This window comes from Vibrio sp. Of14-4 (assembly GCF_022347625.1).
In the GTDB taxonomy this organism is placed as follows: Bacteria; Pseudomonadota; Gammaproteobacteria; order Enterobacterales; family Vibrionaceae; genus Vibrio; species Vibrio pristinus.
In genome coordinates this window covers 59,213-71,758 of sequence record NZ_JAKRGI010000013.1, presented here as the reverse complement: position 1 = coordinate 71,758, position 12,546 = coordinate 59,213, and the positions used below count along the sequence as shown (strand labels likewise).

9 protein-coding genes are annotated in these 12,546 nt (G+C 44.0%); 5 read left to right on the top strand and 4 right to left on the bottom strand.

Annotated features, from left to right (window positions below):
• Positions 1-25 precede the first annotated feature (25 nt).
• The gene (locus MHN79_RS13735; RefSeq protein WP_239173359.1) at positions 26-1,630 is read left to right on the top strand and encodes an ExeA family protein; all 1,605 of its coding nucleotides are present in this window, start codon (positions 26-28) and stop codon (positions 1,628-1,630) included.
• The gene (locus tag MHN79_RS13730; protein WP_239173358.1) at positions 1,630-2,385 is read left to right on the top strand and encodes a general secretion pathway protein GspB; all 756 of its coding nucleotides are present in this window, start codon (positions 1,630-1,632) and stop codon (positions 2,383-2,385) included. Before MHN79_RS13735 ends, MHN79_RS13730 begins: the two co-directional genes overlap by 1 nt.
• A gap of 39 nt (positions 2,386-2,424) precedes the next feature.
• Here MHN79_RS13730 and MHN79_RS13725 read toward each other — a convergent pair whose 3' ends face one another.
• The 3 genes from MHN79_RS13725 to MHN79_RS13715 all read right to left on the bottom strand — a co-directional run bounded on the left by MHN79_RS13725 (position 2,425) and on the right by MHN79_RS13715 (position 5,270).
• A complete protein-coding gene (locus MHN79_RS13725) occupies positions 2,425-3,036 on the bottom strand; it encodes a TIGR04211 family SH3 domain-containing protein (RefSeq protein WP_239173357.1) in 612 nt (203 codons plus the stop codon).
• 168 nt (positions 3,037-3,204) lie between these two features.
• Positions 3,205-4,464, bottom strand: a complete 1,260-nt coding sequence (locus MHN79_RS13720) for an inorganic phosphate transporter (protein ID WP_239173356.1) — start codon at positions 4,462-4,464, stop codon at positions 3,205-3,207.
• A 125-nt stretch (positions 4,465-4,589) separates the two neighbouring features.
• The gene (locus tag MHN79_RS13715) at positions 4,590-5,270 is read right to left on the bottom strand and encodes a TIGR00153 family protein (protein WP_162814037.1); all 681 of its coding nucleotides are present in this window, start codon (positions 5,268-5,270) and stop codon (positions 4,590-4,592) included.
• Positions 5,271-5,473: 203 nt separating this feature from the next.
• Between MHN79_RS13715 and MHN79_RS13710 the strand changes: the two genes are divergently transcribed.
• Positions 5,474-6,991, top strand: coding sequence for an inorganic triphosphatase (locus MHN79_RS13710; RefSeq protein WP_239173355.1), 1,518 nt, complete (start codon positions 5,474-5,476; stop codon positions 6,989-6,991).
• Between the two features lie 8 nt (positions 6,992-6,999).
• Here the strand turns inward: MHN79_RS13710 and MHN79_RS13705 are convergent, their stop codons facing one another.
• The gene (locus tag MHN79_RS13705; protein ID WP_239173354.1) at positions 7,000-7,782 is read right to left on the bottom strand and encodes an ion transporter; all 783 of its coding nucleotides are present in this window, start codon (positions 7,780-7,782) and stop codon (positions 7,000-7,002) included.
• A gap of 417 nt (positions 7,783-8,199) precedes the next feature.
• Between MHN79_RS13705 and glnE the strand changes: the two genes are divergently transcribed.
• Together glnE and hldE are read left to right on the top strand one after the other, a co-directional pair.
• Positions 8,200-11,040, top strand: coding sequence for a bifunctional [glutamate--ammonia ligase]-adenylyl-L-tyrosine phosphorylase/[glutamate--ammonia-ligase] adenylyltransferase (glnE, locus tag MHN79_RS13700; RefSeq protein WP_239173353.1), 2,841 nt, complete (start codon positions 8,200-8,202; stop codon positions 11,038-11,040).
• A 61-nt stretch (positions 11,041-11,101) separates the two neighbouring features.
• The gene (gene hldE / locus MHN79_RS13695; RefSeq protein WP_114786978.1) at positions 11,102-12,532 is read left to right on the top strand and encodes a bifunctional D-glycero-beta-D-manno-heptose-7-phosphate kinase/D-glycero-beta-D-manno-heptose 1-phosphate adenylyltransferase HldE; all 1,431 of its coding nucleotides are present in this window, start codon (positions 11,102-11,104) and stop codon (positions 12,530-12,532) included.
• The last annotated feature ends 14 nt before the right edge of the window (positions 12,533-12,546 follow it).

Below are 12,546 nucleotides of genomic sequence, written 5' to 3'. Positions count from 1 at the left end.
CAGTAAATTCCCAGAGACGAGAGACATGTATAAGAAATATTTTGGATTCACTGAGCTGCCTTTTTCAATCGTGCCGAGTTCTCGTTTTCTCTTTCAAAGCCAGCGGCATAAAGAAGCCTTGTTCCGTTTGCAGGCTGGTCTTGGTGAAGGTGGTGGTTTTGCCATGCTGTCTGGTGAAGTGGGTACAGGGAAAACCACGTTAGTAAGAGCTTTGCTCAAGTCTTTGGATAAGGATACGCAAACTGGCCTTATCCTTAATCCCACTTTTTCAAGCATAGAGCTGCTAGAGGCGATCTGCGATGAGTTCTCTATAAATTATCCTTCAGGCGCGACGCTAAAGCAGTTCAATCAATCGATCCATGATTTTTTACTTACGAGTTATGCAAATGGCATTCAAACACTACTCGTCATTGATGAGGCTCAGCATCTCTCGGCTGAGGTACTTGAGCAATTGAGGCTGTTGACCAATCTCGAGACAGATAACCAGAAATTATTAAAAGTGCTACTGGTAGGACAGCCTGAACTTCAGCAGAGGCTGCAAATGTCTCAACTTCGTCAGCTAGCCCAGCGCATTACTGGCCGATATCACTTGCTACCTTTAGACGTTAAGGAGGCGAGTCTTTATATTCGTCATCGCTTGGAGTTGGCGGGTGGCGAGAGCAGTTTATTCTCAGCTAAGTCTTTAAAATCTATATCAGAGTATTCTCTAGGGATTCCACGCTTAATTAATTTGATCTGTGACGCGGCACTGAAGCGAGCCTATAGCCTTGGTGAGTCGGCGCCAAGTCAATCCAGTGTTGAAGCTGCGTGTGAAGAGATCATGAGTTTCCAGACTTCCTATCGGCCAGTCGTTATCGAGCAGAAAGAATCTCGCTTAAATTGGCTAAAAGTCAGTAGTTTATCTCTAGCGTTTGCCATGGCGAGTTATTGGCTTGTTCCCCAGATAATGGAAAATCAGATTCAGCAGTATATCCTTGACACCAACCCTGCCCAAACCATTACTTTGGTTGAAGAGGAGACTTTTCCCGCTCAGTTACAACAGGCGCTCTCCAAGTCCGATAATTTTCAGTTAGCGATGGAAGATCTCTATCGAGTATGGGGGGTTAAGGCATCTGTCGTGGAGCGATTATGTCGCCAAGGCGATGAGAGTGCGTTTAGCTGTATTCAATCACAAGGCGAGCTTTCCACATTAAAAGAGGCGAATGTCCCTGTACTATTGTCCCTTCATCGTGAAGGTATAAGCAGTTATGCGGTTTTGTATAAGTTGAGTGATGATGCTGCCCAGTTATTGGTCGCAGGGCAAAGAGTTGAATTGCCGCTTGATAAGCTAGAGACCCTATGGAATGGGGAATATTATCAAGTTTGGCAAAACTATTGGCGCCAGACTCTTAAACCCAATATGTCCGGACCTGCAATCTATGAATTGAATCGACGCGTGTCAAAAGTCTTGGGTGAATCTGAAATAGAAAACGATGTTTACAATAAAGACTTAATACGAAAAGTGAGATTGTTCCAGCAATGGCAGGGCTTACATGTTGATGGGATCGCGGGACAACAGACCTTGCAGCGTTTAGAAAGACTTTCTCAGGATAGGGCACCATCATTGAGAGTTACAGAGGGAGAAGCATAATGTCAAAAGTCATGCAGGCATTAGAGCATTCAGAGCAGCATCATCAGACATTTAAGACGTTTGATTATTACGCCCAAGAAAAGACCAGTCTTTCAAACCATCGGATGATACCAAAAGGGTTGTTGGTGGCCCTTGTCTGTACACCAGCATTGGTAAGCAGCCTTGTGGGTATTTACCAAACTTATACCGAGAAATTAGCGGTATGGCAGGTATCTAATCAGCCTAGCTCGCAAGTTCAGCAAGTCCCTTTTAAATACCAAGTGTTGCCTTATCCTTCATTTGGACAGCTCAGAGAGACCTTTGACTTTGCGCCGCTGGCTGTCACTAAGCCTGAGCCTGCGATATCGAACACCGACTTGAATACTATTCCCACCCAGCAAGACGAGGCAATAGTTACAGAAGAAAGCGATACCTTGTTAAAAGGCTTGGACCTGTCTGGGTTACCACCTGAGATTGCATTACGGGTTGAGTCAGCCCTTGAGAGTAATGAAACTATTAGCCAAACCAATCAGGCATCTGATCTTGCTGTAAATAGCCGAGAGTGGCAGGGGAGGTTACCTCCTCTTAACTTCCAAACGCACGTTTACTCGAGTAATCCAAACAAACGCTGGGTTAAAGTTAATGGCACTGAATATAGGGAGGGGGACTGGATAAGTGACAATATTCTGCTGAAAAATATTGAATCCCAGCATAGTACTATTAGTTTTAATGGTACCGAGATTCAGGTTCCCGCACTGTATAATTGGAAGGGGTAGAAAAGGTCGCGTAGGCGACCTTTATATATAATCTGGTTACTATGCCCAACCTGAAGGAGAGCGTTTCTTGCGTGGAATGATGTGAGGTAAGATAAGACCAAACAGCAAGCCTATGCCAGCGACACCGCCGCCATACATAAAGTATTTAAGTAATAGATCATCTTTTTGTGTATCTAGTTTGGCTCTGAGGTTACGCACTTCTTCCTGTGATGCGGTAAGTTGCTGACTAATGTCACCATAGCTTTTCTCTAGGTCAGCAATTTGGCGATTTCTGGTTTCTAAAGAGTCTGCTAGTCCTGCTTTTTCTTGATCGGCATTAGAGCGAGCATTAGCCAGTTTCGCTTTCACATCAGATAATTCTTTTTCAATTTTAGGTAGGCGCAGTGCCATACTTTCACGAGTTGTAACAAAGCGACTTTCAACCCAGCCTTTACGACCTTTGCTATCTTGGATTTGAGTATATCCTGTCTCTTTGTTTGCAGTGATGTAAGTAACTTTATCCCCGGCATCGACGCTGCCGATAATGCGGAATTGGTTACTCGGACCTGAATGCATATAAGTAAATAAGTTATCTGCGATATAACGGTTTTTAGCCAAAGCCGCTGGTGCGACTAACATTGAAGCTAAAACCAAGCAAACCAGTTTTTTCACGATCAATCCTTTAGCAGTCTTCTCTATCATTTGCTGGGCTAACAAGCCCCGATAACAAATAGTAAGTAGTTTCAGACTCTACTGCAACAAAGAAGGGAGGCTTTGCCTCCCTTTCTGTGGATTTGAATCAATAATGACAGTGAGTTAACACATCATTGACCTTGTTGCTTAAGCAAACATCGCTTGAATGGCATAGAAAAATACCACCGCAAGCAGAGCACCTGCTGGAAGGGTCACAATCCATGAAGCAACGATGTTACGAACAACGCCTAAGTTCAATGCTGCGATGCCTCTAGCAAAACCGACACCTAGTACAGCACCTACCAGCGTTTGGGTCGTTGAAATAGGAAGTCCAGTACCTGAAGCAAGTACAACAGTACAGGCTGTTGCAAGCTGAGCTGCAAAGCCGCGACTTGGTGTTAGTTCAGTAATGCCAGTACCGACTGTCGCCATTACCTTGTGTCCAAGTGTGGCTAATCCTACGACGATACCAAAGCCACCGAGAGGCAGGATCCACCAAGCGATAGTGCTTTTATCAGTGATTTCACCCATGTGCTCTATGGTGGAAGCAACGGCGGAAAGAGGACCAATCGCGTTCGCTACATCATTAGACCCGTGAGCGAAGGCCATTGCACAGGCAGTGATCACCATAAGCACACTGAATATACCTTCAACCCCAGCAAACCCATGATCATCTTCGCGACTAGAGAACTTTTTCTGAATATATAAGTATCCACCGACCATCACTATGGCAGAAACTACGGCAGAGCATACCCAAGCTTCACCATTTGTGAGGTGCAGGCCTACGTGTTTTAGGCCTTTTTTGATAGTTACCAATGCAATCACCATAGTGGTGATGAACATGTACACAGGTACAAAGCGTTTGGCATTGAACAATGGCTTCTCTGTATCAAAAATTAGCCGCTGCGCGCTGACAAAGATCACGTAAGCGAAAAATCCAGAGATGACAGGGGTGATGATCCAACTGCCTACTATGCCTTTAACTGAGCCCCAATCGACCGCTTCGGTCCCTACTGACACACAAGCAAAGCCGATTATTGCTCCTATGATGGAGTGAGTGGTAGAGACAGGCCACCCCATGTAAGAGGCAAGTAGTAGCCAAGAGCCCGCAGCAAGAAGAGCAGACATCATACCGAATACAAGTACATCGGGCTGACTGGCAAACAGAGAAGTCTCAATAACCCCTTTACGAATGGTGTCAGTTACTTCACCACCAGCAAGGTAAGCACCTGCAAACTCAAAAATCATTGCGATAATAATCGCTTGTTTCACAGTTAATGCTTTGGAGCCTACCGAGGTTCCCATTGCATTGGCCACATCATTTGCGCCAATACCGATCGCCATCATAAAACCAAAAACTGCTGCAATAATAATCAGGACAGTGCCGTAATTCGCAAGGATATCCATCGTAATACCTAGTTGTTGATAACAAGCGGAGCATATTAGACACAACAAAACCCCTTGGCGTCTGTTTGTGTATCGCCTAGTAGGGGTATGGTTAAAATGCTCTTCGTTATTTAGTTACTTATTGTTTATGAGCGAGATAGCATAAGTTCAAGGCGTGCGCCAACGCGCTGCGCTTGATCGGCTATGCCACCTACCCATTCAAGAATTTTATAAAGGAACATGACATCAATCGGATTTAGATCGCCCTCGATTGCCATTAGTTGCTGGCGAAGATCAATCTGCATCGCGTCGGTGTCATCTTCAATTTCATCTAGTTGGTGAATCATTTCGGCTACAAGAGTAACTTCGCGGCCTTTGAATCCAGTTTCTAATAACTCGTCGAGTTCGTTGATTACTTTCTGCGCTTGGTTGGCTGCATCAAGGCAGCGCTTAACATACGCAATAAAATTTTCTTGGAGAGGTTCGGGTATGACTAATTGTCGGCCATATACTCGACCGGCAATGTCTTTTGCTAGGTTTGCCAGTTTGTCTTGCTGAGTCAGAAGTTCGAGCATATCGCTACGATCGACAGGCATAAACAAACCGCGAGGAAGCTTGAGACGAATTTCACGCTTTAACACGTCGGCTTCTTTTTCTAGATGTGAGATTTGCGCGCGAATTTCTGATGCTTTCTCCCAGTCTCCTTTTGAACTTACTTCAAAGAAGTTGACTAGGTGTGAGCAACATTCATTGACACACACAACGTGGCGCTGCAAAGGCTTGATTGGGGACTTTGCAAATAACCCCATAATTGTATTCACTGGCATGGTCATTCAACCTATTTATATAACCCAAAAATAACATATACCATTCATGGCGAAATGTTGAACGATGGCTATAAAGGCGCGCATGGTAACCCATTAAATCCATCATTAAAACTGTTTTAGATCATCATTGAGATGATATTTCTTTCTTGCTCGGTTTGGAAATTGGCAATATTCTGTTTGTATCTGTGCTAAAAGGGACCACTATGGAAAACGAGATAGAACTGAAGTTTTTTGTTTCTCCTGAATTTTCAAATACTTTACAAGATCTGATTGTACAAGAAAAAGTGCTTCAGCATAGTTGCCGTAAACTTGGCAATATTTATTTTGATACCAAAGAAAATTGGTTGCGTGTTCATGATATTGGTCTCCGTATTCGTCGTTTTGACGATGTTTATGTTCAGACGGTCAAAACTTCTGGTCGTGTTGTCGCTGGGTTGCATCAGAGACCTGAGTACAATGCTGAGCATGATTGCGATGAGCCTCTGCTTGAACTTCATCCAGCGGATATTTGGCCTGAAGGTAAAGGTGTTAAAGACTTACAGTCAGAGCTTGAGCCTATATTTTCCACCAACTTTACTCGTGAACAATGGCTGATAGCAATGTCCGATGGCAGCCAGATCGAGGTGGCTTTTGATCAAGGTATGGTTGAGGCTGGTGAGCGTAAAGAGCCGATTTGTGAAATTGAACTAGAGCTGAAATCAGGGCAAGCGGATGCACTCTTTACCCTAGCTCGCCGTTTGTCTGAACATGGAGGCTTGCGTCTAGGTAACCTAAGTAAAGCCGCAAAGGGTTATCGGCTCGCTGATAACTATCAAGGCGACGAGGTCAAACCTTTGGCTTTGGTGGCGACGGATAAGCAGGATACGGTCGAGTCTTGTTTCGTACATTCCCTTGAGCATGGGTTATCCCACTGGCTTTATCACGAACAAATCTATTCTGAAAGAGAGTCAATTGAAGCATTACATCAAATAAAAAGTTCGATTAGTTTTATTCGTCAGTTACTTACTGTATATGGTGGAATAGTACCTCGAAGAGCAAGTGCGCTAATTCGCCAAGAATTAAAGTGGTTAGAGCAGTCATTGGAATGGCTCAATGATTTTGAATATCTCGACGCATTGCTGGATGACAAAGGACATGCACTGCGAAAGCTCGATGCGCGTAAGTTTTTGGTTGAGGAGCTTAAACTCATTCAAGACTCCTTGCCCGATAGAGAAGAAATTCTAACCCTATTTAATTCAGCTAGGTATATAGGTTTACTGCTAGACCTTAGTCGCTGGATTCTTACTCGTGGTTGGCAGCCATTTCTTGATGATAAAGCTCAAGATAAAATGAGTCTCACCATTGAACCTTTCTCTTTCAAACAGCTTGATCGTACCTGGGCCGAATTAATAGAAGCTTTTCCTCCAGAGCGCTCTTTGATCAGTCAGGATTATATTGACCAAAGGTATAGACTGATGCGCAATCTATACACTGGTGTTAGTTTTGCCAGTTTGTTCGATGCAGAGGAACGTAATCGGTTTAGATTGCCGTGGCGCGATTTGTTACATGGTATCGATGATTTGTTAAAACTCAGGACCTTAGACAAGTTAATCGATAAATTGGAAGGAGAAGAGCAAGAGCAATTAAAACGTTGGCTCTCTCGTCAAGAGAACTCCATTCTACATGCTATGGAACAAACACGAGTGATTTGTATCGAAGCGCAGCCGTATTGGCAAGAGTAACTCTGAGTTTATTTTTTTGAGGAGTCTTGTGGCTCCTCATTTTTGCTTTGCTGTCTTTCGATTTTCTCTAAACGTATTAGGATCTCTTGCTGTCGCTCTAGTACTTCGAGTAACAGTCGCTCTTTGTTTTCTGAGCGTTTTTCTTGAATTTCCGTTGGTGAAGTAATTAGTGATGTGATAAGACCTGAAATCATACCAAAAATACCTACTCCACAAATAATTAGCCCTGATGCGAGAATCTTCCCTGCATTAGTCACAGGAAAATGGTCACCGTAGCCTACCGTTGAGATAGTGACTAACGCCCACCACATTGCATCCCCCCCCGTTTGTATATTGGCCTCAGGCGCTTTGCTTTCAACAAACAGCATCAAACTTGAGCCTATGGTGAGTAATATCACCATAAGTAAGAGTATAGAAGCTAGGGTTGTCTCGCGGCGATTGACCATGAGCTGTTTGATTAAGGAGCGGCTAGAGCGTATGACTAAAATCACGCGCAAAATATGGAACAAACGTGCAAAACGCAGAGGCTCCACCATGGGAATGCTGGCTAGGAAGTCAATCCAATGATGTTTTATATAGTGAAGCCGATTGTCAGAGCGAACCCAATCAATACTTAGCTGGAGTAGAAAAACACTACAAATAATAAAATCTAAGCCGATAAGTACTTGGCGTGTAGGCTCTTTGAGTGGAAAGAACAATAATGCAGAAATCACAAATAGTGCCATAAATGACAAGATGAGAGACAACAAGCTCATTGGCTTTATATCGTCCTTGATATTATTTTGTTTCATATTTGGCCCAGATTAATACTTGGTTTTTAAGTCAATGATAACAATGAGGGCAGTTATCAATGTGCCAATAGTGCCCCAAACTCCTGGTAACTATATAAGAATTAGTAGCGAAGTAACATTGAAACGGCATTGTTAGGTAATGGAAATCAGCGATCACCTATATTCTATTGATTTACCAAATAACCTAGCCTTCGGTTCTGTGCACTTTAGTGATAATAGATAAATTTAGGATGTTAATATCCGTGCACGTGTAGGCCTCTTCGAGTGAATACCAATGAGAGCTCTCGACGCTAAGATCACATCCTTCACTGTTTGAGTGTCAGAATGCCATTCAATCTACACTCATTCGTTGTTAGTGAAGGTTTTTTATTGGTATAACATTCTTATCAACCTTTTTTACTAATCCAAGGAAGAAGAATGCAACTGCCCCACAACCTTGCTTGTGTGTCCCAAAGTGCTCTCGAGCCTCTATATGAACATAATGCTATTGGACTCTGGCCAGAGCATAGGCGAGAGCAACTAAACTATATTGCTGGTTTGAGTAAGTTTGTTGTTGATTCTTTACACCAAGATCAGAACTTACAACAGCAGCTCCCCGGAATGTTAGAACAGTCGTCTCGCCATCAAGAATATCGTGCTCGCCTTGGAAAGTGTTTGGCAGACTGCACGGATGAAGCTCAAGGTCACAGAATCTTAAGGCAATTTCGTCGCCGAGAAATGGTATACATTGCATGGCGGGATTTTATGGGTAGTTGGACTTTAGAGCAAAGCCTTGAACATTTGTCGCAGCTGGCAGAGGCGATGTTGTTTGAAACCTATCAATGGCAGTATGGTGAGTGCTGCAAGTTGTGGGGAACGCCTTGTAACTCTTCAGGTGAAGCGCAACCTATGTTGATTATTGGCATGGGCAAACTTGGTGGTGGCGAGCTTAACTTCTCCTCTGACATTGATCTTATTTTTACTTACCCAGAGAACGGTGATACTCAAGGGGCAACAAGAAGTTTATCAAATGCCCAGTTTTTTACTCGTCTAGCGCAGAGGATCATTAAGGCCTTAGATCAGCAAACTTTTGATGGCTTTTGCTATCGGGTAGACATGCGGCTACGCCCTTTTGGTGAAAGTGGCCCTTTGGTGATGAGTTATGCCGCTTTGGAAGATTATTACCAAGAGCAAGGCAGAGATTGGGAACGCTACGCCATGATCAAGGGGCGTGTCATGGGCAGTGAAATGTACTCCGAGTATAAAGCATTGCGGCAAATGTTAAGGCCTTTTGTGTTTCGTCGTTATATCGATTTTAGTGCTATTCAGTCACTGCGCAGAATGAAATCAATGATAAGCAGTGAAGTTAGGCGTCGAGGGTTTAAGAACAATATAAAATTGGGCGCTGGAGGGATCCGTGAAATCGAGTTTGTTGCTCAAGTTTTTCAACTTATTCGCGGAGGAAGAGAACCAAGCCTGCGCCAAAGAGGACTATTGAAAACCCTGTCGGCAATAGAAACTCTTGAGCTACTAACCACTGAGGAAGTGGTATCTCTTAGGCATGCCTATCATTTTTTGCGACGTTTAGAGAACTTGCTGCAAGCAATGTCTGACCAACAAACTCAAACTTTACCAGATAATGAGCAAGAGCAGTTGCAGCTCTCGATTGCAATGGGCTATCAGGATTGGTCTTCTTTGCTTAAAGAAACCCAAATGCATATGCACAAGGTCCACCAAGTTTTTTCTAACTTAATTGGAGATGATGAAGAGGACTCACTAGACGTTGATAAACATTACCATGAACTGTGGGACATGGTTGCAAAGCCAGATGTTATTGAGGGCATTCTTGCTCAAGATATTGCTAGTGAGCATTGGGCAGAAATGGCTCAGACTATTATTGGCTTTAAACGGGATTTAGCGAAGAAAACATTGGGGCCAAGAGGGCGACAAGTTCTTAATAGATTGATGCCTAAGGTTTTTGGTGCGATTTTTGCGCACCGAGATGCACGATATGGGCTGCCGCGCGTACTTCATTTGCTACACAGAATAGTCACTCGTACCACTTATCTGGAATTATTGGATGAATACCCAGCAGCATTAACTCAGTTAGTACGTTTGTGTACCGAGAGTCCGATGATATCAGAGCAGCTCGGTCGTTATCCCATTTTACTTGACGAGTTGATTGACCCACAACACCTGTATAATCCTGTGCCACTTGGAAGCTATCGTTCGGAGTTACGAGACTATTTAGCCCGTATCCCAGAAGATGATATGGAACAACAAATGGAAGCTTTGCGTCAGTTCAAGCAAATTTGCAGCTTACGTATTGCGGCTGCGGATATTGCGGGAGCCTTACCTGTGATGAAAGTCAGCGATCATTTGACTTATCTTGCTGAAGCGATAGTTGACTCAGTGGTGAACCAAGCTTGGATGCAAGTGGTAGAAAAGTATGGTGAACCAGCTCATCTTAAAGATCGAGAAGGGCGGGGTTTTGCCGTGATCGGTTATGGCAAAGTAGGGGGCTGGGAACTGGGTTACAATTCAGATCTAGATTTAGTCTTTATTCACGATTGCCCAGTGGATAGCTACACTGATGGCAAGAAAGAGCTTGATGGCCGGCAGTTTTACCTCAGGTTAGCGCAAAGAATAATACATATATTTTCTACTCGCACCGCGTCAGGAATCCTGTATGACGTTGATACTCGCTTACGCCCATCTGGTGCATCAGGTCTTCTTGTGACAACGACCGAAGCCTTTGATGAGTATCAAAGAAATGATGCATGGACATGGGAGCATCAAGCGCTAGTTCGTGCCCGTATGATCTATGGTGATTCAGCGCTTGAGAAAGCATTTTCTCACACAAGGTTTCATATTCTAAGCCAACCTCGCGAAGAATCCCTGCTCAAAAAAGAGGTGGTTGAAATGCGTGAGAAAATGCGCAATCACCTTAGTGGAAAGAAAGCTGGACGTTTTTTACTTAAACAGGATCCTGGCGGGATAACAGACGTTGAGTTTCTTACACAGTACTTGGTTTTGAGGTTCAGTCACGATAAACCAAAGTTAACCCGATGGAGCGACAACGTAAGAATTCTTGAATCTATGATAGTGCAAGGTGTGATGGAAGAAGCCCCAGCAATGGCTTTGACGCATGCTTATACCACCATACGTAATCATATTCACCATAGGAACTTACTCAATTTAGAAACCGACGTCGCTGAAGAAAAGCTGTTGAAAGAGCGCGAGCTTGTGAAGACTCTTTGGCATCAGTGGTTAGAATAGATTTAGCGCTTTGACCTGCCTGTGTTAGACTTCTGCCCGAATTAGAATTTGGAGATCCGCAATGAAACCAATCCTACCGAACTATAGTGACTCTGGTGTATTGATTATCGGTGACGTTATGTTAGACCGTTACTGGTATGGTCCAACTGGACGTATTTCTCCAGAGGCACCAGTTCCTGTAGTAAAAGTAGAAAATAACGAAGAGCGCCCTGGTGGAGCAGCGAACGTGGCAATGAATATTGCTTCTCTTGGTGGTCATGCGCATATTGTTGGTTTAACTGGGATTGACGAACCCGCTAAAGTTCTTAATGAGACATTGTCAGCTCTGAAAGTGAAATGTGATTTTGTCGCTTTGCCCAGCTATCCGACAATCACAAAGCTGCGCATTTTGAGTCGTGGTCAACAACTCATACGCTTGGACTTTGAAGATAAATTTGAAGATACGGATGCGGAACTTATTTTAGATAGGATGGAGCAAGCTCTGCCCAAGGTGAAGTCGGTTGTGTTGTCCGATTACGATAAAGGGGCCTTAGAGCACGTACAGCAATTTATTCAAAAAGCGCGTGCAGCCAAAGTTCCTGTGTTTATTGACCCTAAAGGCGCTGATTTTGAACGTTATCGCGGTGCTACATTATTGACGCCTAATCTCACTGAGTTTGAGCTGGTTGTTGGTAAAGTTAAAAATGATCAAGAGTTGGTAGAAAAGGGGCTAGCGCTTATCGAAGAATACGATTTTGAAGCGCTCCTTGTGACTCGTAGCGAACATGGCATGACTTTATTGCGCCGTGGACAAGAACCGTTCCATTTACCAACGTTAGCAAAAGAAGTGTATGACGTAACGGGTGCTGGAGATACGGTTATTTCTGTTCTTGCCGCCTCAGTTGCCTCTGGCAAACCTCTTGATGAGGCTTGCGCGCTGGCCAATGCTGCTGCTGGCGTCGTCGTAGGTAAACTTGGCACCTCTACAGTATCAACGATCGAGCTCGCGGAAGCGGTTCACGGTAGTCAAGACACAGACTTTGGTGTTGTGACTGAGCAATCCCTAATTGATGCGGTTAAAAAAGCGCAGTCTAAGGGAGAGAAAGTCGTGATGACAAACGGTTGTTTCGATATTCTTCATGCTGGACATGTGTCTTATCTTAACCATGCTGCCGAGCTTGGAGATCGTTTGATTGTTGCTGTTAACACCGATGATTCAGTAAAAAGTCTCAAAGGACCAGGACGCCCAGTTAATCCAACGGATCGAAGAATGGCCGTATTGGCAGGATTAGGTGCAGTAGACTGGGTGGTGCCTTTTGAAGAGGAAACACCACAGCGCCTGATTGCTGAAGTTTTACCGGATTTGCTTGTTAAAGGCGGAGATTACAAGCCCGAAGATATTGCGGGGGGTAAAGAGGTCATAGCAAACGGTGGTGAAGTCAAAGTTCTCAACTTTGAAGAAGGTTGCTCAACCACAGAGATTATTGATGCGATCAAAGGTGGAAGAGGGTAAGCCCTCAACTGAAA